The sequence below is a fragment of the Noviherbaspirillum sp. genome (genome assembly GCF_035944575.1).
GTDB lineage: Bacteria > Pseudomonadota > Gammaproteobacteria > Burkholderiales > Burkholderiaceae_D > Noviherbaspirillum.
The window spans coordinates 1-23,648 of the sequence record NZ_DASZBA010000141.1 but is presented as its reverse complement, the minus strand read 5'-3'; the positions used below and the strand labels follow the sequence as shown (position 1 = coordinate 23,648).

At 56.4% G+C, this 23,648-nt stretch carries 23 protein-coding genes and 2 tRNA genes; 8 read left to right on the top strand and 17 right to left on the bottom strand.

The window, feature by feature from the left end; translation table 11 throughout:
• The coding region (locus VGU61_RS09870; RefSeq protein WP_326858945.1) for a DUF962 domain-containing protein at positions 1–124 on the top strand (124 nt) is incomplete at its 5' end.
• Between the two features lie 7 nt (positions 125–131).
• Here the strand turns inward: VGU61_RS09870 and VGU61_RS09865 are convergent.
• Positions 132–1,424 (bottom strand): YihY family inner membrane protein, encoded by a 1,293-nt coding sequence (locus VGU61_RS09865; RefSeq protein ID WP_326858942.1) that lies wholly within the window; start codon positions 1,422–1,424, stop codon positions 132–134.
• A 49-nt stretch (positions 1,425–1,473) separates the two neighbouring features.
• Here VGU61_RS09865 and wrbA point away from each other — a divergent pair, with 49 nt between their 5' ends.
• The 4 genes from wrbA to VGU61_RS09845 are packed head-to-tail and all read left to right on the top strand — an operon-like array spanning position 1,474 to position 4,392.
• Positions 1,474–2,082, top strand: a complete 609-nt coding sequence (wrbA, locus tag VGU61_RS09860; RefSeq protein WP_326858941.1) for an NAD(P)H:quinone oxidoreductase — start codon at positions 1,474–1,476, stop codon at positions 2,080–2,082.
• Entirely contained in the window at positions 2,082–2,477 is a 396-nt protein-coding gene (locus VGU61_RS09855) for a DUF2069 domain-containing protein (protein ID WP_326858940.1), read from the top strand. The genes wrbA and VGU61_RS09855 overlap by 1 nt, the downstream gene beginning before the upstream one ends.
• A 12-nt stretch (positions 2,478–2,489) precedes the next feature.
• Positions 2,490–3,896: an FAD-binding oxidoreductase gene (locus VGU61_RS09850; protein WP_326858939.1), complete on the top strand. Its 1,407-nt coding sequence runs from the start codon at positions 2,490–2,492 to the stop codon at positions 3,894–3,896.
• A 49-nt stretch (positions 3,897–3,945) separates the two neighbouring features.
• Positions 3,946–4,392 carry a DUF4124 domain-containing protein gene (locus VGU61_RS09845; protein WP_326858938.1) on the top strand — a complete coding sequence of 149 codons (447 nt, stop codon included), beginning with the start codon at positions 3,946–3,948 and terminating at the stop codon, positions 4,390–4,392.
• Between the two features lie 43 nt (positions 4,393–4,435).
• On the opposite strand, the gene VGU61_RS09840 is transcribed toward VGU61_RS09845, so the two are convergent.
• The 8 genes from VGU61_RS09840 to VGU61_RS09805 all read right to left on the bottom strand — a co-directional run bounded on the left by VGU61_RS09840 (position 4,436) and on the right by VGU61_RS09805 (position 11,922).
• The gene (locus VGU61_RS09840) at positions 4,436–4,642 is read right to left on the bottom strand and encodes a hypothetical protein (protein ID WP_326858937.1); all 207 of its coding nucleotides are present in this window, start codon (positions 4,640–4,642) and stop codon (positions 4,436–4,438) included.
• 306 nt (positions 4,643–4,948) lie between these two features.
• Positions 4,949–5,025 (bottom strand) — tRNA-Arg (locus VGU61_RS09835).
• Positions 5,026–5,900: 875 nt separating this feature from the next.
• Positions 5,901–5,977 (bottom strand) — tRNA-Pro (locus VGU61_RS09830).
• Between the two features lie 83 nt (positions 5,978–6,060).
• Entirely contained in the window at positions 6,061–6,948 is an 888-nt protein-coding gene (locus tag VGU61_RS09825; protein ID WP_326858936.1) for a pseudouridine synthase, read from the bottom strand.
• 21 nt (positions 6,949–6,969) lie between these two features.
• A complete protein-coding gene (glmM, locus tag VGU61_RS09820; RefSeq protein WP_326858935.1) occupies positions 6,970–8,307 on the bottom strand; it encodes a phosphoglucosamine mutase in 1,338 nt (445 codons plus the stop codon).
• A 3-nt stretch (positions 8,308–8,310) separates the two neighbouring features.
• Complete coding sequence (folP, locus tag VGU61_RS09815; RefSeq protein ID WP_326858934.1) at positions 8,311–9,168, bottom strand: dihydropteroate synthase; 858 nt, start codon at positions 9,166–9,168, stop codon at positions 8,311–8,313.
• Positions 9,169–9,252: 84 nt separating this feature from the next.
• A complete protein-coding gene (ftsH, locus tag VGU61_RS09810; protein WP_326858933.1) occupies positions 9,253–11,139 on the bottom strand; it encodes an ATP-dependent zinc metalloprotease FtsH in 1,887 nt (628 codons plus the stop codon).
• A 138-nt stretch (positions 11,140–11,277) separates the two neighbouring features.
• Positions 11,278–11,922, bottom strand: coding sequence for an RlmE family RNA methyltransferase (locus VGU61_RS09805; RefSeq protein ID WP_326858932.1), 645 nt, complete (start codon positions 11,920–11,922; stop codon positions 11,278–11,280).
• A gap of 76 nt (positions 11,923–11,998) precedes the next feature.
• Here VGU61_RS09805 and yhbY point away from each other — a divergent pair, with 76 nt between their 5' ends.
• On the top strand, positions 11,999–12,475 hold the full coding sequence (gene yhbY, locus VGU61_RS09800) for a ribosome assembly RNA-binding protein YhbY (protein ID WP_326858931.1): 477 nt from the start codon (positions 11,999–12,001) through the stop codon (positions 12,473–12,475).
• Positions 12,476–12,491: 16 nt separating this feature from the next.
• Here yhbY and VGU61_RS09795 read toward each other — a convergent pair whose 3' ends face one another.
• The 6 genes from VGU61_RS09795 to VGU61_RS09770 form a co-directional block, all read right to left on the bottom strand.
• A complete protein-coding gene (locus tag VGU61_RS09795) occupies positions 12,492–12,944 on the bottom strand; it encodes a DUF4149 domain-containing protein (RefSeq protein WP_326858944.1) in 453 nt (150 codons plus the stop codon).
• Between the two features lie 6 nt (positions 12,945–12,950).
• Positions 12,951–13,427, bottom strand: coding sequence for a transcription elongation factor GreA (gene greA, locus VGU61_RS09790; RefSeq protein WP_326858943.1), 477 nt, complete (start codon positions 13,425–13,427; stop codon positions 12,951–12,953).
• 95 nt (positions 13,428–13,522) lie between these two features.
• Positions 13,523–16,753 (bottom strand): carbamoyl-phosphate synthase large subunit, encoded by a 3,231-nt coding sequence (carB, locus tag VGU61_RS09785; RefSeq protein ID WP_326858930.1) that lies wholly within the window; start codon positions 16,751–16,753, stop codon positions 13,523–13,525.
• A complete protein-coding gene (carA, locus tag VGU61_RS09780; protein WP_326858929.1) occupies positions 16,746–17,924 on the bottom strand; it encodes a glutamine-hydrolyzing carbamoyl-phosphate synthase small subunit in 1,179 nt (392 codons plus the stop codon). The genes carB and carA overlap by 8 nt, the downstream gene beginning before the upstream one ends.
• 232 nt (positions 17,925–18,156) lie before the next feature.
• Entirely contained in the window at positions 18,157–18,564 is a 408-nt protein-coding gene (locus VGU61_RS09775; protein ID WP_326858928.1) for a heme-binding protein, read from the bottom strand.
• A 54-nt stretch (positions 18,565–18,618) separates the two neighbouring features.
• Positions 18,619–19,773, bottom strand: coding sequence for a GGDEF domain-containing response regulator (locus VGU61_RS09770; RefSeq protein ID WP_326858927.1), 1,155 nt, complete (start codon positions 19,771–19,773; stop codon positions 18,619–18,621).
• A 117-nt stretch (positions 19,774–19,890) separates the two neighbouring features.
• Here VGU61_RS09770 and VGU61_RS09765 point away from each other — a divergent pair, with 117 nt between their 5' ends.
• Complete coding sequence (locus VGU61_RS09765; RefSeq protein ID WP_326858926.1) at positions 19,891–20,433, top strand: C40 family peptidase; 543 nt, start codon at positions 19,891–19,893, stop codon at positions 20,431–20,433.
• Between the two features lie 36 nt (positions 20,434–20,469).
• Here the strand turns inward: VGU61_RS09765 and VGU61_RS09760 are convergent, their stop codons facing one another.
• Entirely contained in the window at positions 20,470–21,336 is an 867-nt protein-coding gene (locus VGU61_RS09760) for a patatin-like phospholipase family protein (protein ID WP_326858925.1), read from the bottom strand.
• A gap of 209 nt (positions 21,337–21,545) precedes the next feature.
• On the opposite strand from VGU61_RS09760, the gene VGU61_RS09755 reads away from it, so the two are divergent.
• Entirely contained in the window at positions 21,546–22,586 is a 1,041-nt protein-coding gene (locus VGU61_RS09755) for a Fe(3+) ABC transporter substrate-binding protein (protein WP_326858924.1), read from the top strand.
• 46 nt (positions 22,587–22,632) lie between these two features.
• Here the strand turns inward: VGU61_RS09755 and phoR are convergent.
• Positions 22,633–23,648 (bottom strand): phosphate regulon sensor histidine kinase PhoR (gene phoR / locus VGU61_RS09750; RefSeq protein WP_326858923.1); only part of this gene is annotated, 1,016 nt, incomplete at its 5' end.

Below are 23,648 nucleotides of genomic sequence, written 5' to 3'. Positions count from 1 at the left end.
CGCCTGGATCGGGCATTTTGCATTCGAGAAGAACCAGCCGATGACGTTCAAGCATCCGGTGTATTCATTCATGGGCGATTGGGTGATGTACTGGCAGATGCTGACCGGTCAGGCGTCATTTTAACGGCGCCTTATGCGCGTCTGCTGAAGTAGCCAGCCAGTGGCTGGCTCAAGCCCTGCTCGATCACGCTTTCAACCCGTTCGGCAAGAAGCGGATTGCCGGACGGATTGAACACGAATAGCCGGTACACATCGGCGACCCGCAGTTGATGCGGATTCGCCAACAAACTCCATTGATCCAGCCCCTCGCCTACGCGCCGGCCCCACGGCACGCGTTTCGGCGCGGCTGCTTTCACACGGCCTACCCATCCGGCTTCCAGCATTTTTTCCAGGAGACTTTCCGATTCATCGAATCCGAGCCGGGTGGTCTGCCGAAGCGTGGGCGCATCCACCGCTGCGGAACCGCCGCGCTCCCGGGCGTCATGGAGAACCTTCAGGATCGCCATCGCGTCCATGAATGCGCCTCCTGGCTTAGGCACATGCCACCACCGCTCGAATTTCACCACCGGCAATGCAGCGGCAAAGACCGCGCCCAGCAGAATGATCAGCCATGAGACATAGACCCATAGCAGAAATATCGGCATCGCGGCCAGCGCACCGTATATGACGGTATAGGTCGGGAACTTCGAGATGAATACAGCGAAGATGCGCTTCGCGATCTCAAACGCGGTGGCCGCCAGCAGTCCGCCGCATGCCGCATCGCGCCAGTCGACGCCCCGGTTTGGCACAGCGATGTACAGCAGGGAGAATGCAACCGTGGTCAGCAGGATGGATAACGTTGAATAGAAGAAGCTGCCCATGAGCGTCGTTTGCTTGACAACACCATTGGTGACCGTGAACAGCGACGACGTCACGCTGATCGAAATACCGATCAGCAGCGGGCCCAGGGTCATCACCGCCCAATACACCACCAGCCGTTGTGCGAGCGGCCGCGAATTCTTGACACGCCATATCTGGTTGAATGCGCGATCGATCGTCAGCAGCATGGCGACCGCCGTCAGAACCAGCGCAATGGCACCGATGGCCGAGAGCCGGGTTGCCTTGGTAGCGAACTGGCTGAGATTGCCGAGAATCGTATTGGCGATCGTCTTCGGCATCAGGCTCTGGATGAAATACCCTTCCAGCGATGCACGGAAGGCATTGAAGAGCGGAAAAGTGGTGAAGATGGCGAGCGCGATCGTCAGCATCGGCACCAGCGCCAGCACGGTGGTAAAGGTCAGGCTGCCGGCGACCTGCGGCAAACGCTCCTCGTCCAGGCGACGGCGCGCGAAACGCAGCAGATCGCGCGCCTGATCCCACGGCACCTGGCGCAGTATAGGCAGATTCAGAAAACCCATTCGCTTGGCATTCGGACGGTCCAACATGGATTGGTAAGGCGATAATGGCCGGTCAAAGCGCCCTATAATACCAAGCATGAATCCAAGTTCCCCAACCATCCTTGTCCTATATTATTCCCGCCACGGTTCCACCCGCAAATTAGCGGACTTCATCGCGCAAGGCGTTGAAAGCGTGCCCGGGTGCGATGCCCGCCTGCGCACGGTGCCCGCGGTATCCACGGTGACCGAGGCGACCGAGCCGGAGGTGCCGAAGGAAGGCGCGCCATATGTCGAATTAAAGGATCTTGAACAATGCGCCGGGCTTGCGCTCGGCTCGCCAACCCGGTTCGGCAATATGGCGGCGCCCATGAAGTATTTCTGGGACGGCACGAGCAGCCAGTGGCTGTCCGGCGCGCTGGCGGGGAAGCCGGCCTGCGTTTTCACCTCCACTGGTAGCCTGCACGGCGGCCAGGAATCGACACTGCTGTCGATGATGATTCCATTGTTCCATCACGGCATGCTGGTGATGGGATTGCCCTATACCCACCCTGCTCTCATGTCCACCGCCAGCGGCGGCACCCCGTATGGTGCCAGTCATTGGTCGGGCGTGAATGGCAACCAGCCGATGTCGGAAGATACCAGGACGCTCGCGATCGCTTTGGGCAAGCGCCTGGCAGAATCGGCCATCAAGTTACGAGGCAACTAATGCAACAAAATCCGCTGCACAAGGTCTTTTATATAGGCACCGTCAGTAGCCTGATCGCACTGATCGCGCTTTGTGTTGCCTGGGAGCTGGTACTCGCGCCCCTGCGGCCGGGCGGCTCCTGGCTGGTACTGAAAGTGATACCCCTGCTGTTGCCGCTGCGCGGCGTGTTGAAGCGCGACCTTTACACGATGCAATGGTCTTCCATGCTGATTCTGCTCTACCTCACCGAAGGTATCGTGCGGGGAGCGAGCGATCCGGGATTGTCGGCTACGCTAGGGTGGATAGAGGCGGCACTGGTATGTGTGTTTTTCTTTTGCTGCATCCTGTTCTTGCGGCCCTACAAACAGGAAGCGAAAAAGCTGGCGCAGCAAGTCATTCAAAAAGCATCCAAATAATCGAACTCGTCAATGAATGAATTTCTCGATCAATGCCGTAATGCGATCGGCACGGCCCATGTCCTGACCGAGGCGGCCGATACCGCGGGTTACCTGACCGACTGGCGCCGCCGCTTTACCGGACGCGCCCTCGCAGTGGTGAAACCAGCGTCCACTGAAGAAGTCGCGGCCATCGTGCGCCTGTGCAATCAGTTCCGGGTGCCGATCGTGCCCCAGGGCGGCAATACCGGCCTGGTTCTCGGCAGCGTGCCGGACACCAGCGGCAATGCGATCGTGCTGTCCCTCAATCGCTTGAATAGGGTGCGGGCGGTTGATACGATCAACAACACCATGACGGTGGAATCCGGGTGCATTCTCGAACAGATACAGAACGTCGCATCGGAAGCGGGACGCCTTTTCCCGCTGTCGCTGGCGGCCGAAGGCAGTTGCACGATCGGCGGCAATCTGGCGACCAACGCGGGCGGCACCGCGGTTCTTCGCTACGGCAACATGCGCGAACTCTGTCTCGGCCTGGAAGTGGTGACTGCGCAGGGCGAGGTATGGAGCGGTCTGCGGGGCCTGCGCAAGGACAACACCGGCTACGATTTGCGGGACTTGTTCATCGGCGCCGAAGGCACGCTGGGCATCATCACCGCCGCAGTCCTCAAACTCTTCCCTCAACCCAAAGCCCAGCTGACCGCGCTTGCGGCGATGCGTACGCCGGACGATGCGCTGAAGCTCCTGAATCTGGCGCAGGCGCGATGCGGTGCGACCCTGACCGCTTTTGAGTTGATGTCGGATTTCTGCCTCCAACTGGTAGCCAAGCATTTTCCGCAGATGCGCCTGCCGTTCGCCGAGCCTCATGCACAGTATGCACTGCTTGAATTATCGGACAATGAATCGGAAGACCATGCGAATCAGGCATTGGAAGCAGTCATTGCCGATGCCCTGGAGGGAGACGTGATTCAGGATGCAGTTGTCGCATCGTCGATTGCCCAGTCGAAGGCGTTGTGGAATCTGCGCGAACACATCCCGCTCGCCCAGGCGGAAGAAGGCAAGAACATCAAGCACGACATTTCGGTGCCGATTTCCCGCATCGGCGACTTCATCCGCAAGACCGATGTCGCGCTGCAGCAGGCTTTCCCGGGATGCCGCCTGGTGACATTCGGCCATCTCGGCGACGGCAACCTGCACTACAACGTGTCGCCGCCTGAAAATGGTTCCGACGATGAATTCATCGCCCGCCAGGATGCGATCAATCTGGTCGTGCATGACAGCGTTGACAGCTTCGGCGGATCGATTTCCGCCGAACACGGACTCGGCGCCCTGAAGCGCGAGGAAGTACGCCGCTATAAGTCGGACGTCGAGATGGCGTTGATGCAATCGGTGAAAAATGCGCTCGACCCGCTGGGGATCATGAACCCGGGCAAGGTCGTCTAGCAACCGCTTCAAGCAAGAACATCAATAGTTGAACTTCGAGGGAGGCGGCATGCTGCTGCGCACGTTATTGTTTTCCGTTTTCATCGCGGCATCGGCCCCCGCACTTGCAATCTACAAATGCGAATCAGGCGGAAAGATCGGCTACAGCGACGCGCCCTGCCCCAATGGCCGCAAGCTGGATGTTGACAGTGCGCCGCCGCCGGACGCCCAGTCGGCCAAGGATCAAGCAAGGCGGGATAAAGCTACGCTCAGGCGCATCGATGCCGAGAAGCGCAAGCTTGAAGCTCAGGAAGAGAAGGAACACCGCCGCACGGCACATGCCAGCGCGGCCAGAGAGAGGAAATGCAAAACCCTCGCGATGCGGTCAAAGTGGGCCGATCAAGACGCCGCATCCGCCACCGGCAAATCCGCGCACAAGGCAAAGCTCAAGGCCAGCCGTCTAGCAGAGCAGTTCATGATGGAGTGCGACAGCAAGTCCAGGCTCGAAGGCACCTGAATCACATTTGCAATGTCTGCCGCGCAAGCGGCCTTTGCTTCAGCTATCCGTGTTCAACCGCAGCAGAAGCCGACGACTGCATATTCCTTGCGTCGACCACCTGCTTCAATGCCGCCGCAAGGCTGTCCAGCTGACGTTGACCGGACACCATGATGGAAGGCAGTCCGCAAGCACGAACCGCTTGTTCAAGATTTCGGAGCGCATCCAACTCGGCGCCCAACTCGTCATGGCGTTGCAATGCTGGCGTCATTACGTTTCCCTAAAAGGTCATAGAAGTCGCCTAGACCGGTGAATCTCGGCATTTGTTCCGGCCAGAAAAGATTCCACCAACATTTTTTTTGGCTCTGTGGCAAGGGCTGCAACATTAAAGCCAGTCTTTTGCCAGACTATAAACGACCAGTCGCATAACTGCGTATGGTGATTGAAGTGATTCAGCCTTTACATCGATATCGCTTCGGGGGCAAAGATTTCAGAAGGAGAATTGCTGATGGCGGAGATCCAGATCGGTCCGGAAGTGAATGAACTGCATCTCGATGAAGAGTCCGAAACAGAAGAGTGGCCTGCCCAACAGGAGTCGAACCTGTGACCTACGGCTTAGAAGGCCGTTGCTCTATCCAGCTGAGCTATGGGCAGTCATCGAACGAAAAACGATGCGTGTGCATCGGTTCGCTCGCCGCGGGATATTACCCTTATTACCGCATCGTTTCAACCAATCACCTGCACTATCGATTAGTAACTTCAACAGCTTGGGTTGAAGAAGATTTTGTGCCAGCTTGATATCGCTTGATCTTGACTCCTATTCATCTGCGAGGAACAGCCGATAAGTCAAGCCAATAGAGGTATGCAAACTGTGCAATGCCCTGACCCCACTCAAGCTATCCACAGCCATGCTGCATAAACATGTGGATAAACTGCAGGAAAGATAGGGATAAGTCTATAACCCCATGATTTGAAGAACAAAATTTCATTTGATCAAATTTGAGGCAATGGGGTGGATAACTTCTCGACCGATATAAGGCTAGATGTGCTGCCCCAAAAAAGTCAGCCTTGCGCAGTAAAAATCCTATGGGAGTCTAGCTATAGCCATTGGAGATTCTGATCGCCCCTGCGTCGATGTAATCATTCCGCCCACATCAAGTTAAAAAGCCTGCAAATGATTTGTCTGTGGGCGAACGGCAGTATTCGGGTGCGTGCGGAGACCGTTGTCAAAAGAAAACCCACAAGCCGTGAGGGTGTGGGTCAAAAGCACAGTCCTTCCTAGGAGACTACGCGTTGCTATGGTCAGCATAGGCCACCAAGGTGGAAAGGCACTGTTTTTAATCAACTGACTTCGCGGTACGTGCTGCCTGAAATCATTCTTTCAACGCGCACTATCAATGGCATAAAGGGTTCTATTCAAACCTATCTCGCCATGTCGAATTGAAGGGCGTGAGATACGACTACAGCACCAAAAGAAAAAGGGTTTAAGAGATTGAAATCTCTTAAACCCTTTTGACTACTGCAAATATTGGTCGGAGTACAAGGATTCGAACCTTGGACCCCCTGGTCCCAAACCAGGTGCGCTACCGGGCTGCGCCACACTCCGAGAAGGGCGATCATACCGGACCAAGGCGTTCAGGTCAATTGATTCTGTTTCGGTGCGCTGCTTATTATCAATATATTTCGCTATCAAACCAGAGTCCGTTCGCTCTCAAAATACCGATCCTGTCCGGAAATCGGGTCCCGAAAGGATATTGATCGCGCAAGCAGTTTGAGTGGCGACGACATGTCATCGGCCTTGCAGGGTTGCGCATCCGGATAGAATCCGTCATTCAAAATCGGAATTCCCAAAGCTGCAAGATGCACGCGCAGCTGGTGTTTTCTTCCGGTGAAAGGACGAAGTCGATACAACGCGACTTCGCCTCGTCTCTCCATAATGTCGATCAGGGTTTCCGAGTTCGGCTCGCCGTCGGACTCTGTCATGCGAAAGAACGGCGTGCCGTCCACCATCCGACTGCGGTACATCAGCGGAAATTCGAGATTGCCGGCATATGGAGCGAGCGCCTCATAGACCTTGCCGACTTCGCGCCTCTGAAATAACGATTGAAACTGTCCGCGGGTTGCAGGATCACAGGAGAAGACCACAATGCCTGCGGTTTCCCTGTCTATCCGATGAATTGGCGTCAGATGATCAAGTCCGGTACTTCGCTTCAAGCGGACCAATAAGGTTTCGTGTAAAAACCGACCCGATGGGATGACCGGCAGGAAGTGCGGTTTGTCGGCCACCAGGATGTGCTCATCCAAATGGAGGATCTTCTCCGCGAAGGGGATGGGCGTTTCCTGATGCAGTTCGCGGTAGTAGAAAACGCATGCGCCCCTGCGAAAGGGGCTGTCCGGAACCAGCCGCGTTCCTGCGCCATCCCGGACTTCTTCCTTACGCATGCGTTCCAGCCAGGTGGCCTCGCCCACATCCGGAAAACGGTCCACCAAAAAGGAAAGCACCGTGCTCCAAGGACCATCCGGCAGCCATATATAGCTAGGGCTGACACCCGCGCGAACAGGGAGCGGCGCTTTCAACTTGCATCCATGGAGCCGGCGTCAGGCAGTGATCTTCCCGGCGATACGGCGTGCCATCTTGTCAGCGGTCTCGGCATTCTTTGCCTCCACCATCACGCGGATCAGAGGCTCCGTACCGGAGGCGCGTATGAGCACCCTGCCGTGGTCGCCGAGTTCGGACTCCACGATCTCCTTTTCGGTCTGCAGCGCTTCGTTCTTCTGCCAGTCGAAGCCAGGTGCGACCTTGACATTGATCAGGCACTGTGGATAGAGCGTGATGTCTTCAGTGCATTGCGCCAGCGTCTTGCCGCTGCGCTTCAAGGCAGACAGCACTTGCAGGGCCGATACGATACCGTCGCCCGTCGTGTGCTTGTCGAGGAATAACAGGTGCCCGGAGCCTTCGCCGCCGATCAGCCAACCCTTCTGCTGCAGTACTTCGAGGACATAGCGGTCCCCTACTTTGGCGCGGGCGAAGCCGACGCCCATTTGCTTGAATGCGACTTCCAGCGCCATGTTCGTCATCAAGGTGCCTACCGCGCCCTGGACCGGCACGGTATTCATCCTATCCTTAACCATTACATACAACAGCTCATCGCCGTTATAGGCACGTCCGGTATTGTCGACCATCAGCAGCCGATCCGCATCGCCGTCGAGCGCGATGCCAAGATCGGCATTGTGCTCCTTCACTGCGGCGGACAGGTTCGTTGGGACGGTCGCACCGACTCCGTCGTTGATATTCAGGCCGTTCGGCTGGTTGCCGATCGCGACCACCTCGGCACCCAGCTCATGAAAGACATCCGGGGCGATGTGATAAGCGGCACCATGTGCGCAGTCGACGACGATCTTCAGTCCGCGTAAATCGAGCTCGGTGGGGAATGTGCTTTTGCAAAATTCGATGTACCTGCCCTGCGCGTCGAAGAGGCGTTTGGCCTTGCCCAGTTTTTCCGATGACACGCACTCGATAGGCGCATCGAGCGCCGCCTCGATCGCTGCCTCCACCGCGTCCGGCAGCTTGTTGCCCGATGCATCAAAAAATTTGATGCCATTATCCTGATATGGATTATGCGATGCGGAGATAACCACGCCCGCCGATAATCGCAGGGCCCGCGTCAGATAGGCGATCGCAGGGGTCGGCATGGGGCCCGCCAGCATCACATCGACCCCGGCAGCCGCAAATCCCGCCTCCAGCGCCGCTTCCAGCATGTAACCGGAGATGCGCGTGTCCTTGCCGATCAGTACCGTCGGTCGGCCTGCGACCGTATCACCCTGCGCCAGCACCTTGCCGGCGGCGAACCCGAGTCGCATCACAAAATCCGGCGTAATCGGTGCCTCACCAACGCGCCCGCGCACGCCATCGGTTCCAAAGTATTTTCTTGTCATGATTTATCCAGGTTGATATTGGGTGGCTGCCTGCCACACTTTCAATGCATCCACGGTCTCGGCCACGTCATGCACCCTGATTATCCGGGCCCCTTGGGTCGCCGCGAACAAAGCCGCCGCAACGCTTCCGGCGACCCGCTGATCGACCGGCTTGCCGGTAATGGTGCCAATCATCGACTTTCGGGACAGGCCGGCCAACAGCGGCATCCCAAGATCGATTTGCATTTGACTAATGTTTTTCAGCAGCGCCAGATTATGCACCATCGCTTTACCAAACCCAAAGCCGGGGTCCACGCACATTCGCTCATCCGCGATGCCGTTGGCGCGCGCCGCCTCGACGCGCTCCCGCAAAAATGCGGTCACCTCGGCGACGACATCCTGATATTGAGGTTTGTCCTGCATCGTGGAAGGATCACGCAGCATATGCATGATACATAGCGCGCAATCGCTCTCTTTGACGACTCGCAACGCATCATTTGCCCTGAAGCCATAAATGTCATTGATCATGTCCGCACCGGCCTCCAGTGCTTCGGCCATGACCACGGGCTTGCAGGTATCGACCGACAAAGGCTTGCCGCAGTCCCTTAGCGCATAAACGACAGGCAGCACCCTTTCCAGTTCTTCTTCCAGCGACAGCGGTTGTGCCCCGGGACGGCTGGATTCGCCGCCGATATCGATGATATCAACGCCATCCGCAAGCATCTGCTCGGCGTGCGACAAAGCCGAGTCGAGGGAATGGAATTGACCACCGTCCGAAAACGAGTCGGGAGTTATATTGAGTATGCCCATGACGAGTGGTCGGGCATTGGCGCCGTTCATCGCAAAACGAAAGCGGCCGCATTGAAAGTATTGTTGGGTCATGGCCGGGATAATCTACAAACAAAAAGGGTGAGGATCACTCCTCACCCTTCCTGGATACATCTGGCGTTACACCATCGGCGCAGTTTATGCCGGTGCTGTCGCGTTCGGCGACACGCCGCCCGACGCGTTGTCGGTTGGCGATTTGCGGGCCGGTACGCCGGCCTTCGGCGGACGCGGCTGATGGCCTGCCATGATGTCGTCGATCTGCTCTGCATCAAGCGTTTCCCACTCGAGCAATGCATGCGCCATGATCTCGACTTTATCCTGATTTTCCTCCAGCAGACGGCGGGACAACGCGTATTGCGCATCCAGAATGGAACGGATTTCCGTATCCACTTTTTGCTGAGTCGCTTCGGACACGGTTTTTGAGGACATGCGACCGAAATAAGCGTCCTGTTCAGTATCCTCGTAGACCATGGTGCCAAGCGTTTCCGACATACCGTAACGCGTCACCATTGCGCGGGCCAGCTTGGTGGCACGCTCAAAGTCGTTCGATGCGCCGGTTGACATCTGATGCATGAAAATCTCTTCCGCGATACGGCCTGCAAACAGAATCGCGATTTCCTCCAGCATCTTGTCCTTGTACATATTGACGCGGTCATGCTCGGGAAGCTGCCATGTCAGGCCAAGTGCGAAACCGCGCGGCATGATCGTGACCTTGTGGACAGGATCGGCTTTCGGAAGCAGCTTCGCCACCACTGCATGCCCTGATTCGTGGAATGCAGTATTGCGACGCTCCTCTTCCCGCATGACCGCCGATTTCCGCTCGGGACCCATGACGATCTTGTCTTTCGCATCTTCGAAATCCTGCATTTCAACGAGTCGCTTGTTGCGTCGTGCCGCAAACAATGCCGCCTCGTTCACCAGGTTCGCCAGATCGGCTCCGGAGAATCCCGGGGTGCCCCGCGCCAAAATGTCGGCTTTGACATCTGGTGCAATCGGGACCTTACGCATATGGACATAAAGGATTTGCTCACGGCCGCGGATATCGGGCAGACCAACCATGACCTGGCGGTCGAAACGACCGGGACGCAGCAATGCCTTGTCCAGCACGTCGGCGCGGTTGGTCGCCGCAATGACGATGACACCGGAATTGGCCTCGAAGCCATCCATTTCAACGAGGAGCTGATTCAGCGTCTGCTCGCGCTCGTCATTTCCACCGCCCATGCCGGCACCGCGATGACGGCCAACGGCATCGATCTCGTCGATGAAGATGATGCATGGGGAATGCTTTTTGGCATTTTCGAACATGTCGCGTACACGGGAAGCACCGACACCGACAAACATCTCCACGAAATCCGAACCGGAGATAGTGAAAAACGGCACTTTCGCTTCGCCGGCGATCGCGCGTGCCAGCAGAGTCTTACCGGTACCCGGAGGGCCGACCATCAGCACGCCTCGTGGAATACGGCCGCCCAGCTTCTGGAATTTGGTCGGGTCGCGCAGGAAGTCGACCAGTTCCTGCACTTCTTCCTTGGCCTCATCGCAACCGGCCACATCGGCAAACGTAACCGTATTGTTGGCCTCGTCGAGCATGCGCGCTTTAGACCGCCCGAAGGAGAAGGCGCCGCCTTTTCCGCCCCCCTGCATCTGCCGCATGAAAAACACCCATACACCGATCAGCAGCAGCATCGGGAACCAGGAAATGAATACCTGGGAAAGGAATGATTGTTCTTCTGGTTGCTTGACGTCGAACTTGACGCCGTTATTAATCAAATCGCCGATCAGTCCCCTGTCGAGGTAGGTGACTGCGGTCTTGATGCGCTTGCCGTCCTGGGTCGTCGCGACGATGGTACGGTCTTCGATGGTTGCTTCCTTGATGCGCTTGGACTTGACTTCGTCCAGGAAGTCCGAATAGGGAACGGAGGTAGCACCGCCGGCCAGGGTACGTCCGTCGAACTGCTTGAAGACGGTGAAAAGCACCAGGGCAATAACCACCCATATGGCGGCTTTGGAAAACATATTGTTCACTAGAACTCCTTAGACGCTGACACGCCCATATTGATATAGCTTGTAAAATTAATTCTACCTGCAATAATCAGCGCTTGCTAGGCTGCATATGCGGCAAAACCCTTGAAAGACAAGGGTTTGTACGGTATTTGCGGGTAATCAAGAGGGGTTTTTGAGCGTTTTGCCCAATAAAAAGATTTCCGAGGACTTATCCCGGCTGGCCTTGGGTTTCTTGGAGGACACGTTTTTGAACTCTTCCCGGAATTTTTCTACAAGCTGTGTATAGCCGGGACCATTAAAACATTTGACGAGCAAGGCCCCGGAAGGTTTCAGGTGCGCGCGCGCAAATTCAAGCGCCAGTTCGATGATATGTTCGACCCTGGCCGCGTCCGTCACCGCCACACCTGACAGGTTGGGTGCCATATCGGACAGGACCAGATCGACTTTTCGCCCTTCCAGCACCTCTTCCACTTGATTCAGGACAGAGTCCTCCCGAAAATCACCCTGGATGAAATGTACATCGGCGATCGGATCCATGGGGAGCATATCCAGTCCAATGATCGTCCCATGTACGCCCCCTCCCTCCTTGCCGGCGAGTTTGTTCCGCACATACTGCGACCAGCTTCCCGGCGTACAACCGAGGTCGACAATTACCTGCCCGGGTTTGACCAGCCTTTCTGCTTCATCGATTTCCTTGAGCTTGTAGACCGCCCTCGCGCGGTACCCCTCCTTCTGCGCGAGCTTCACGTAAGGATCGTTGACATGGTCATGCAACCAGTTTTTATTTAATTTGTTCTTTGCCATTGGCGTAAAATAGACGCTTTCTTTTCATCCGGACGGAGCCAATCCTGGCTCCCATTGTCCGAGACACTTCATAAAAATGCTAAAACTATCTCCCGCCGAACGCAGCGAACTGCGTTCCGAGGCGCATGGGCTCAATCCTGTGGTGATGATCGGCGAAGCCGGCCTGACACCATCCGTACTAAAAGAAATCGATGCCAGCTTGAATGCGCACGGTTTGATCAAAGTACGCGTATTTGGCGACGACCGTGACGCCCGTATTGAGATGTATGAAAACATCTGCGAGAAACTCGGCGCTGCGCCCGTACAACACATCGGTAAATTGCTGGTGATGTACCGACCCAAGAAGGAAGAGGTCAAGGGACGCAACGAAAAACGCGGCAAAGGCTTGCGTGAAGTAACCATCGTCAAGCCAAGTCCGAGCGGCACCAAAAAGCCGACCGTCACAAAAGTCATTCTTAAAGGCAATGAACGGGTGACCGCTGGCGGTAACATCAAACGAGCCAAACCTCGTCAATCGAGCATCAAAAAATCTTCCCTGGGACGCACCCGGTAAATATCGGCACTCGGCGTTATCTTGTATTTACTACAAGTACAACGCCGAGCAAGCTCTGCACCAGGTAAATCGCGCTGGAAATTCCGTGTAACAAAGCGAATCGCGTCCGAGCATCTCCACTCATCACCTCTCCAGGCAAAACGGATTGCCGCAATTCGGCCATGAAGGGTTGCAGCCCGAAGTAGCCGATCAATGTACAGGCGAGCATGCAAATGACCAGTTTCGTCCGCACGCGGCCATTCCGATCATCTGGTGTGTCAGCACTTTTCAGCTTGAACAACAGCAACAGTGCCAACGCGCATGCGACCGACAGCCATGCCTCGATCCGGAACAGGCTGCCTGCGATTGTCCCTGCCAGAGCCCTGTCCGTCAGCGTCGCAAAAAGCGTCGGCGCAACCATATAACCGATCGTCCACAGGCTGCCAACCCATAACGTCACGATGATTGAACGGATGCGTGCCGCGAGCATACTCAATCAAATGTACAGGACTTCGAGCACTTCATATTCCCGAATGCCGGACGGCGCCTGTACTTCGATGACATCGCCCGCATATTTTCCGATCAGCGCACGGGCTATCGGCGAAGTGATCGAAACCTTCTTTTCTTTCAGATCCGCTTCATCTTCGCCCACGATCTGGTAAGTAACCTTTTGCCCTGTCTCGAGGTCTTCAAGATGGACGGTCGACGCGAAAACGACGCGCCCCTCCGCATCGAGCATCGCCGGATCGATGATCTGGGCAGCACTCAGCTTACCCTCCAGATCCGCAATACGTCCTTCAATAAAGCTTTGACGTTCCTTGGCTGCGTCATACTCGGCATTCTCGGACAAGTCTCCCTGCGCGCGGGCTTCGGATATGGCGTTGATCACCGCTGGGCGATCTTTGGTTTTCAAACGGTGCAACTCTGCTTTCATCAGCTCTGCGCCATGCTTGGTAATAGGAACTGTACCCATGTTTTTTATCTGCAAAATGAAAACCACAGAGGCCACAAAACGGCACCGGAAACCGGCACCCCCTGTGACCTCTGTGGCTATGGTTGACTGTCGGATTAGTTTAAGGTGTTATGCAGACCTTGTAAATCATAGACATGCAATTCATCAAGATGCCGCATGCCTTCGACCGCCGCTTCGGCGCCGGCGATCGTCGTGTAAGTCACTGCGCGCGCAGCCAGAGCAGAAGTACGGATTGCGCGGGAATCCGCGATTGCGGAACGCTTTTCCTCCACGGTATTGATGACCAGTGCGACTTCATTGTTCTTGATCATGTCCACTACGTGAGGCCGGCCTTCAGCAACTTTGTTGACTGTCGTGACGGGAATACCTGCCGCGCTGATCGCAGCTGCAGTTCCCTTGGTCGCCACCACGGAAAAGCCGATCTCCACGAGGTCCTTCGCCACCTGCACAGCCCGAGGCTTGTCGCTGTTCTTCACGCTCAGGAATACCTTGCCGGATTTCGGCAATTTGACGCCGGCACCCAATTGTGACTTCACGAACGCTTCGCCGAAGGTTTTGCCAACGCCCATCACTTCGCCGGTCGATTTCATCTCGGGTCCGAGGATGGTATCGACACCCGGGAATTTGACGAATGGGAAAACCGCTTCCTTTACGCTGTAATAGGATGGAACGACCTCGTTCTTGATCCCTTGAGCGTCGAGCGATTGACCGACCATGCAACGGGCGGCAATCTTGGCGAGCTGCAGGCCGGTCGCCTTGGAAACGTAAGGCACGGTACGTGACGCGCGTGGATTCACTTCCAGCACGAAGACAACGTCCTGAGTTACGCCATCGATTTCCTGCTGTTGAATCGCAAACTGCACGTTCATCAAGCCGACCACGTTCAGACCCTTGGCCATCAGCGAAGTCTGGCGTTTCAGTTCGTCGATCGTTTCCTTGGACAAGGAGTACGGCGGCAACGAACAAGCGGAATCCCCGGAGTGAACGCCGGCCTGCTCGATGTGCTCCATCACACCGCCGATGAAAGTGCGCTGACCGTCCGACAGGCAGTCGACGTCGACTTCGATCGCATCGTTGAGGAAACGGTCGAGCAGCACCGGCGAGTCATTGGAAACCTTCACTGCTTCACGCATGTAGCGCTCAAGATCCCGCTGCTCATGGACGATTTCCATTGCGCGTCCACCCAGCACGTAGGACGGCCGCACAACCAGCGGATAACCGATTTCCTGTGCAAGGCGCAATGCATCTTCCTCCGTGCGCGCTGTACGATTCGGCGGCTGGCGCAGGCCGAGATCATGCAACAATTTCTGGAACCGCTCGCGGTCTTCCGCCGCGTCGATCATGTCAGGCGATGTACCGACGATGGGCACGCCGTTGGCTTCCAGGTCGAGAGCCAACTTAAGCGGCGTCTGTCCACCGTACTGCACGATCACGCCGACCGGCTTTTCCTTGTCGACGATCTCAAGCACATCTTCCAATGTGACTGGTTCGAAGTAGAGACGGTCGGAAGTGTCGTAATCGGTCGAGACCGTTTCGGGGTTGCAGTTCACCATGATGGTCTCGTAACCATCCTCACGCATCGCAAGTGCCGCGTGCACACAGCAATAGTCGAACTCGATACCTTGCCCGATCCGGTTCGGTCCGCCGCCCAGAACCATGATCTTCTTACGGTCGCTCGGCTGGGATTCGCATTCTTCGTCATACGTCGAGTACATGTATGCGGTACGGGTAGCGAACTCGGCGGCGCACGTGTCGACGCGTTTGTAGACCGGGCGCACATTCAGCTCGCGGCGCCTTTCACGTACTGCCTTGTCGGTGGTCTTCAGCAGCTTGGCAAGCCGGCGATCGGCAAATCCTTTCTGCTTCAACCGGAAAAGCGTGTCGCGGTCGATTGAATCCAGCGTCTGCTTTTCAAGCCACAATTCGATATCGACGATTTCCTTGATTTGGACGAGGAACCACGGATCGATGTGCGTCAGCTGATGAACCTCTTCCAGCGAAAAACCCTGCGCAAATGCGTCGCCCACGTACCAGATACGCTCCGGCCCGGGCTCGCCCAGCTCTTCCTCGATCGTTTCCCGGTCGGTGGTCTTTTCATTCATGCCGTCGACGCCGACTTCCAGGCCGCGCAGCGCTTTCTGGAACGATTCCTGGAAAGTGCGTCCCATGGCCATCACTTCGCCCACGGACTTCATCTGGGTCGTGAGGTGACTGTCTGCTGCGGGAAATTTTTCGAACGCGAATCTTGGGATCTTGGTGACGACATAATCGATGCTGGGCTCGAACGAAGCCGGGGTCGCACCGCCAGTAATCTCGTTGCGCAGTTCGTCGAGCGTGAACCCGACGGCAAGCTTGGCAGCCACCTTGGCGATCGGAAAGCCGGTCGCCTTGGATGCAAGCGCAGACGAGCGCGATACGCGCGGATTCATTTCGATCACGATCATGCGGCCGTCCGCCGGATTTATGGCGAACTGGACGTTGGAGCCGCCGGTATCGACACCGATTTCGCGAAGCACCGCAAGCGACGCGTTGCGCATGATCTGGTATTCCTTGTCGGTCAGCGTCTGTGCCGGCGCGACGGTGATCGAGTCGCCGGTGTGCACACCCATCGGGTCGAGGTTTTCGATCGAGCAGACGATGATGCAGTTGTCCTTCTTGTCGCGGACAACTTCCATTTCGAATTCTTTCCAGCCGATCAGCGATTCCTCGATCAGCAACTCCGACGTCGGCGACGCTTCAAGTCCGCGCTTGCAGATGGTTTCGAATTCTTCCGCGTTGTAGGCGATCCCGCCGCCGGTGCCGCCCATGGTGAATGATGGACGGATGATGACCGGAAAGCCGAGTTCCTTCTGCACCGCCCATGACTCTTCCATGGTGTGCGATACGCCCGAACGTGCGGAACCGAGACCGATTTTGGTCATCGCTTCCTTGAACTTGGAGCGGTCTTCCGCCTTGTCGATCGCCTCCGGCGATGCACCGATCAGCTCGCAGCCGTATTGCTTGAGTACGCCATGGTTGTGCAGATCGAGGGCGCAGTTCAACGCGGTCTGGCCACCCATCGTCGGCAGGATCGCATCCGGGCGTTCCTTGGCAAGAATCCGCTCGACTGCCTGCCAGGTAATCGGCTCGATGTAAGTCACATCAGCCATCTCCGGATCGGTCATGATCGTGGCCGGGTTGCTGTTGATCAGGATGACGCGATAGCCTTCCTGCCGCAGTGCCTTGCATGCCTGTGCGCCTGAATAATCGAACTCGGCAGCCTGCCCGATGATGATGGGGCCGGCGCCAATGATCAGTATGCTTTTTATGTCTGTGCGCTTAGGCATTTTTCTGTTTCTCCGTCGCCGCCTTTTGGGTTGCGTTTTGCATGAGTTTTATAAAGCGATCAAACAGGGGAGCGACATCCGTTGGGCCAGGCGACGCTTCCGGATGACCCTGGAAGCAGAATGCCGGTTTGTCGGTGCGCTCAAACCCTTGCAGCGAACCATCGAAAAGCGAAACGTGCGTAACCCGGCAATTCGACGGCAGCGATGCCTCATCCACGGCGAAGCCGTGATTCTGCGAGGTGATGATGACTTGTTTGGATTGAACATCCTGCACAGGATGATTGGCGCCATGGTGGCCAAATTTCATCTTGAGCGTTTTTGCGCCGGAAGCCAGCGCCATGATTTGGTGGCCAAGGCAAATGCCGAAAGTCGGAATGCCGCGCTCGATCAGTTCCTTCGATGCCTCGATGGCGTAGTCGCACGGCTCGGGATCCCCGGGACCGTTGGCAAGGAAAATTCCGTCCGGCTTCAGCGCCAGTGCATCTGCAGCGGTGGATTGCGCAGGCAGCACGGTGATCTTGCAGCCGCGCTCCGCGAGCATGCGCAGGATGTTGCGCTTGACGCCGTAGTCGAACGCCACGACATGATATTTCGGTTTGGTTTGCTGGCTGAAGCCCGTGCCGAGCTTCCATTCGGCTTCGGTCCAGACATAAGGCGTCTTGGTCGACACCACCTTGGCCAGGTCCATGCCGGCAAGTCCAGGAAACGACTTCGCCAGTGCAAGCGCTTTTTCAGCGTTTGCCTCGCCGGCGAGAATAGCGCCATTCTGGGCGCCTTTTTCACGCAGGATGCGCGTCAGCTTGCGGGTATCAATGCCTGCGATGCCAACAATCTTCTCGGCTTTCAGGTAATCGGATAGAGTTTGCTTCGACCGGAAATTTGATGTTGTCAGCGGCAAATCCTTGATGATCAAACCGGCGGCATGGATGCGGTCGGCTTCGGCATCTTCATCGTTGACGCCGACATTGCCGATATGGGGATAGGTAAGTGTAACGATTTGACGGCTGTAGCTTGGATCGGTCAGAATTTCCTGGTAACCGGTCATGGCGGTATTGAACACCACCTCGCCGATCGTATGGCCGGGTGCGCCGATTGAAAATCCCTGGAAAATCGACCCGTCTGCAAGCGCAAGGATGGCCGGAACTGTGTGGCCAGGAAAAAAGGGCAGCAAGGGTAACTCCTGATGTGGTTACCGCCGCTGCGCCGCGCCAGAACGAACGTCAACCAACGGGCTTGCGCCTTGCTGTGGTGAGTCTTTTTGGGACGAAATGGAAGGGGTATGCGCTACGGCGGACTAAATTAGATAAACCACGAGAGTATAGCCGAGAACAGACTTCGCGGCAATCCTGGCAACAGGTTTGCCGCGTTGCGAAGTCGCCATTGCAGCGACCCACTTCAGCCTTTTAAACACTCAAAGCCGCTATGCCTGCCTTGGCAATTTGTACATCTTCCGAAGATTTCACTCCTGAAACACCGACCGCACCAAGACATTGGCCATTGATCATGATGGGCACACCTCCTTCAAGCATGCCCTCAAGCCGAGGCGCGGTGATAAAGGAGAAGCGCCCTGTATTGATCATATCTTCGTAAATCTTGGTTTCGCGCCGTCCCAGAGCTGCCGTTCTCGCCTTGGCGGGAGCAATATCTGCGGAAATGGGCGCCGCACCGTCAAGGCGCTGCAACCAGAGCAAATTCCCTCCGTCGTCCACTACGGATATGGTTACCGCCCAATTATTCGCTTTGGCTTCAGCTTCGGAAGCGGCAGCGATTTTCTTTACGTCGTCGAGACTGAGAATTTGTTTGGTTAGCATTCGATGTCCTTAGGTAGAAGGCTGGATTGTACGACAGCGATGTATGCCGTGCATCTAGCCTTTCTTCAACACCAAATCAACCAGCGGCTGAAGTTCAGCCGACAGGGTTCCGATGTATGGCAATACCTGCTCACGCTTCCCCTCCTTAATCCACTGCAATAGTGTCGCAAGATCAGGCGTGGCGGGCGCGGCGTTTTCCGGCGAAGAAGCATTCGCAGTTGGCGGTCGGTAGGTATTGTTCAAAAGCGCGGCCTCCTCATCCTTGCCGACTACCCCAGTCACTGCATGCGCCATACCCATTGCCGCCCTGCGCCGCGCCGTTTCGAGAAGAAATTGAGCCGTTACACTACGGTCGCCCTCATGATCCGCAAGTGTGCCCACACCGCAACTGGCGATCAAGGCCATCGGGCTATCCTTGACCATATTGGCTCCGGCGATGGCACGGCACACGCGTTCTGCGAACAGATGCGCGGAATCAAAGTTGATACTGCCTGTGATGAGCGTGAATTCCGCCTCATTGGTCCTGGCCACGCGATCGGTCTCACGCACAGTCCGTTGCAGAACCTGTCCGATTGCATCAATCACGCTTTGTGGCGGTACCGTCGCGGCACCCTCCAGATTGCTGTGCTTAAAACCGACGCTCACGTTCAGGATGACAAAGTTCTTGCCGTTCTTGAAAGCCGTTTCCAGCATCGTATTGGCTTGCTGAAGTACTGCATCGATCGACGACACAGGCAACGCGGCGTCGGAAGCATTGACACGTGCGAGCGATTCCAGGCTTCGCTCGAAATCATGCTGGGTATTGACAAGCTTGGACAGAATATCAAGGCGGGACAGCAATTGCGCGGTCCCAATCCCTTTGGTGATCAGGTCGGTCGCCCCGGCCGCTTTCGCGCGATCTCGTTCCTCTCTCTCGTCACTACCGGACACCACGACAACAGGAATGCTCCTGATGCGGCTTATCTTGGAATTGCGGATCCGCTGCAGCAGGCCATAGCCATCGAGCTTGGGCATCGTCAGGTCTGTTATCACTACCCGAATACTCGGATCGATTAGCAGCGTCTCCCATGCCTGCTCCCCGTCGAGCGCTTCTCGGAAGTCGAACATGCCTTCAATGTGCTTGATTAACGACGCGCGCACGATGCGCGAATCATCTGCGATCAGCACACGGGGCTTGGCCGGTAAATCTGTCGACGAAAGTATTGTCATTCCAAGGGAGGAAAATGAAATTTTGTTTCCAGCAAGCATACCTGTACGCAATAGATTTTGACAGCTTTACTCGATTCACTTACATTGCAAACGTTACACTGCATCAACAATTCAAAAATGACAATATCTTGCCGTTTCATCCAGCCAACCCATTTCCTTCGCTCCTTGGCGATCGCTGCGGCATTGTTTGCGCCCGTAGCCGCTAATGCTGTCGAGTACGATCCCGAAGAAATCGGCACGATCGCCATCGCTAAGCTTCATGATTTGAAAAACCGGGCATCCGAACTGACGATGCACGCGATGAGCCTGATCGGAATCCGGTACAAGTACGGGGGAAATGCTCCGGAAAGCGGACTGGATTGCAGCGGCTTGGTACGGTATGTATTCAGGGAAGTTTGGGGAACGCAATTGCCCCGCACGTCCGAGGAAATCAGCCGTGTCGGACAGCAGGTCGACAAGCAGGATCTGCAACCGGGGGATTTAGTGTTTTACAACACGCTCAGGCGCGGCTTCTCGCATGTTGGCATTTACCTTGGCGACAACAAATTCGTGCATGCGCCGTCCAGCGGTGGGCAGGTTCGCATCGAAAACATGGAAGTCGGCTACTGGAAAAAGCGCTTTGACGGTGCACGCCGCATTCTTCGCCCGGAAGAAAAATAACATCTCGACGCCGTACCAGCCTCTGGTCTGTTTTCTCTACTGTTCCCGTTTTGCTTTCAGTTTGCGCTGCAGGTCCGGCATCAGCGCGGAGGCAGCCTGCTCACCAGCCAGAATCGCCAGGTTCCGGCCTTGAAAATCATTGCTCTTCATGCCGTTCAGTTTGGGCTGAATCACAATGTCCGCCTCTCTCAATTCGTACTGATTGATGCTTTGACCCATGATGGCAAAAGTCTGCAGCAGGACATCAAGGGTATTTGCTGACGGCTGTCCGCCTGGTTGCGCGGATATGTTGACGGCAATGACAAAATCGGCGCCCATCTGGCGCGCGAAACGGACCGGCACCGGCGACACCAGACCGCCGTCGACATACAGGTTGTCGCCCACTTTCACCGGCTGAAAAACGCCGGGCACAGCCGACGAAGCCCGAACTGCCGCACCGGTATTGCCACGCTGGAAAAGAATCGGTTGACCGCTTTGAAGATCGGTGGCGACGGCGCCGAACGGCATTTTTAGCTTGTCAAGCGGCACATTGCCAACCATCCGATTGACATAGGATTGGAGCGCCTCCCCTTTCAATACACCGGTCGCTGTCGCAAAAAGCGGGACCGACCAATCGGAAATCGCCGCCTCGTCGATTTCCAGCGCCATCTTGTGCAATGCGAAGCCGTTGTTACCGGCGGCGTAGAGTGCCCCCACCAGACTTCCCGCGCTGGTTCCGACAACAATATCCGGCACGATGCCTTGCGATTCCAACGCCTTGATCACGCCGATATGCGCAAATCCCCGGGCTGCGCCGCCGCCGAGAGCTAGTCCGATTTTCACGGGGCGCGGAGAAGCGGGTTGAACCACAGGGATGATCGGTGATGCCGGTTTGCTCGCGCAACCGGCGAGCAAGGAAAGCATGAGGAAAAGGCCGGAAACAAGAGGTCGAACAGCGGACATAGAAACTTTCACAAGACGAACTTCACATTACTTGAATGGCGGAAAAAGCAGCCGATAAAACAGCCGCGATTTTACTTGAAGGAACGAGCGCCAGACCCCAATGAGAATGATTTAGATTTACAAACCAGTTATACTTGCATGATTGAAAATCATTCTCATCAAGGAGCCGTATGAAGCCGACACTCGTCAAGATGCTGGGCATGGCATTCGCCGTGGCCGCTGCCTCTTCCGCACATTCCCAGGAAAATGTTCTGAATCTGTACTCGTCCCGTCATTACCAGACGGATGAGCAGCTCTATTCCAACTTCACCAAGAAAACCGGAATCAAGATTAATCGGATCGAGGCGGAAGACAATCCTCTGCTGGAGCGTCTTCGCAATGAAGGGAAGAACAGCCCGGCCGACGTCATCCTGATGGTGGACGCCGCACGATTGTGGCGCGCCCAGATCGAAGGCATGTTCCAGCCGGTCAAATCGAAGGTGCTCGACAGCCGCATTCCGGACAACCTGCGTGGCAAGGACGATGGCAATGGCGCCGAATGGTACGGCTTCTCCACTCGCGGTCGGGTGATTGTGTACAACAAGGAAACCGTGAAGCCGGAGGATGTAGCGACTTACGAGTCGCTGGCCGACCCGAAGAACAAGGGAAAGGTATGTACGCGCTCTGGCTCCCATCCATACATGCTATCGCTGATCGGCTCCCTGATCGAGCATAACGGCGAAGCGGCAACGGAGAAGTGGGCGCAAGGCATGGTCACGAATTTCGCCCGCCCTCCTCGTGGCGGCGATACCGACCAAATCAAGGGCGTCGCTTCAGGTGAATGCGGCGTCGCGCTGACCAATACCTACTACTATGTCCGGTTGCTGCGCTCGAATAAGCCCGAAGACAAGGCATTGATCAGCAAGGTGGGACTCATCTGGCCTAACCAGAAAACCACCGGCGCGCATATGAACATTTCCGGCGGTGGCGTCGCAAAGAACGCGCCGCATCGTGAAGCCGCGGTTAAATTTCTGGAGTATCTGGCCAGTGACGAAGCGCAAGGCTACTTCGCTAACGGCAACAACGAATGGCCGGTAGTAAAGAGCGCGACAGCCACCAATCCGGAACTGGAATCGCTCGGCAAGTTCAAGGCGGAGAATATATCGATTGCGACGATCGGGAAGAACCAGATCACGGCACAGCGGATCCTCGACCGAGTCGGTTATAAGTAAAACCGGAAGTTGCGGCCATGCCGGGAGAATCGCTCTCCCGGCATTTTCAGCAAACCGATTCCTTCGGAAACCTGACCGTGAAGGTGCTGCCCTTTCCCGGCTGGGATTCAATGGCCAGCACGGCGTCATGGCGGATCAGCACATGCTTGACGATTGCCAGTCCAAGTCCCGTTCCCTGGGTTTCCCTTGACCGGCTCTTGTCCACCCGGTAGAAACGCTCCGTCAGTCTGGAAATATGCTCCTGCCGGATGCCGATGCCGGTATCACGCACGACGAACTGCGGACCCGATGCGGCGTTCTGCCAAATAATGTCAATGCTGCCATTCTCTGGCGTGTAGCGAACCGCATTTGACACTAAGTTACCGAAAGCGCTACGCAGTTCCTCAGTGCTTCCCTTGATGTCAGGACCGTCCACAGTGAGGCTGATCCGGTGCTTGCCGGCAGAGAGCGCCATCCCCTCCTGATGCACCTGCTCCAGCAATGCGGCGATGCCTACCCGCTCCGGCCGCAACGGATACTCGATCGATTCCAACCGTGTCAGCGCCAGCATGTCCTCCACCAGGTTCTGCATGCGCTGCCCCTGCTCGGCCATCAGCTTCAGGTGGGCCATCCTGGTTTGCGGATCGAGATTCGGCTGGCTTGCCGCGATCTCAAGAAAACCGTTGATGACGGTCAGTGGCGTGCGCAGTTCATGGGATGCGTTGGCGATGAAATCCCGCCGCATCATTTCGATGCGCTGGGACTCTGTCGCGTCGTGCGTGACGAGAATCTGGCGGCGGTTTTCGAATGGAATGATGTGGACGATCAGCTTGCGTTCGCGGAAACTCAGCGTCAGCGGCTGATCATATCTGCCGAGGATGATGTAGTCCATGAACTCGGGACTGCGGACGAGGTTGGTGACCCGCCTGCCCTTGTCACGGTCGAGATGCAGGCCAAGATGTTTTTCCACCGCCGGGTTGCACCACTCTAGAAACAGCACGTCGTCCATGATGACGACGCCATCCGGCAGGAGGCTCATTGCCTGGCGAAAGCGGGCGAGCCACTCGGTCAGCTCCGCCTGGT

Bases quoted from the DNA above. Each gene is read 5' to 3' on its own strand.
- VGU61_RS09865 (WP_326858942.1), bottom strand. From the start codon at position 1,424: ATGTTGGACCGTCCGAATGCCAAGCGAATGGGTTTTCTGAATCTGCCT.
- wrbA (WP_326858941.1), top strand. From the start codon at position 1,474: ATGAATCCAAGTTCCCCAACCATCCTTGTCCTATATTATTCCCGCCAC.
- VGU61_RS09855 (WP_326858940.1), top strand. From the start codon at position 2,082: ATGCAACAAAATCCGCTGCACAAGGTCTTTTATATAGGCACCGTCAGT.
- VGU61_RS09850 (WP_326858939.1), top strand. From the start codon at position 2,490: ATGAATGAATTTCTCGATCAATGCCGTAATGCGATCGGCACGGCCCAT.
- VGU61_RS09845 (WP_326858938.1), top strand. From the start codon at position 3,946: ATGCTGCTGCGCACGTTATTGTTTTCCGTTTTCATCGCGGCATCGGCC.
- VGU61_RS09840 (WP_326858937.1), bottom strand. From the start codon at position 4,642: ATGACGCCAGCATTGCAACGCCATGACGAGTTGGGCGCCGAGTTGGAT.
- glmM (WP_326858935.1), bottom strand. From the start codon at position 8,307: ATGACAAGAAAATACTTTGGAACCGATGGCGTGCGCGGGCGCGTTGGT.
- folP (WP_326858934.1), bottom strand. From the start codon at position 9,168: ATGACCCAACAATACTTTCAATGCGGCCGCTTTCGTTTTGCGATGAAC.
- VGU61_RS09805 (WP_326858932.1), bottom strand. From the start codon at position 11,922: ATGGCAAAGAACAAATTAAATAAAAACTGGTTGCATGACCATGTCAAC.
- yhbY (WP_326858931.1), top strand. From the start codon at position 11,999: ATGCTAAAACTATCTCCCGCCGAACGCAGCGAACTGCGTTCCGAGGCG.
- VGU61_RS09795 (WP_326858944.1), bottom strand. From the start codon at position 12,944: ATGCTCGCGGCACGCATCCGTTCAATCATCGTGACGTTATGGGTTGGC.
- greA (WP_326858943.1), bottom strand. From the start codon at position 13,427: ATGGGTACAGTTCCTATTACCAAGCATGGCGCAGAGCTGATGAAAGCA.
- carB (WP_326858930.1), bottom strand. From the start codon at position 16,753: ATGCCTAAGCGCACAGACATAAAAAGCATACTGATCATTGGCGCCGGC.
- VGU61_RS09775 (WP_326858928.1), bottom strand. From the start codon at position 18,564: ATGCTAACCAAACAAATTCTCAGTCTCGACGACGTAAAGAAAATCGCT.
- VGU61_RS09770 (WP_326858927.1), bottom strand. From the start codon at position 19,773: ATGACAATACTTTCGTCGACAGATTTACCGGCCAAGCCCCGTGTGCTG.
- VGU61_RS09765 (WP_326858926.1), top strand. From the start codon at position 19,891: ATGACAATATCTTGCCGTTTCATCCAGCCAACCCATTTCCTTCGCTCC.
- VGU61_RS09760 (WP_326858925.1), bottom strand. From the start codon at position 21,336: ATGCTTTCCTTGCTCGCCGGTTGCGCGAGCAAACCGGCATCACCGATC.
- VGU61_RS09755 (WP_326858924.1), top strand. From the start codon at position 21,546: ATGAAGCCGACACTCGTCAAGATGCTGGGCATGGCATTCGCCGTGGCC.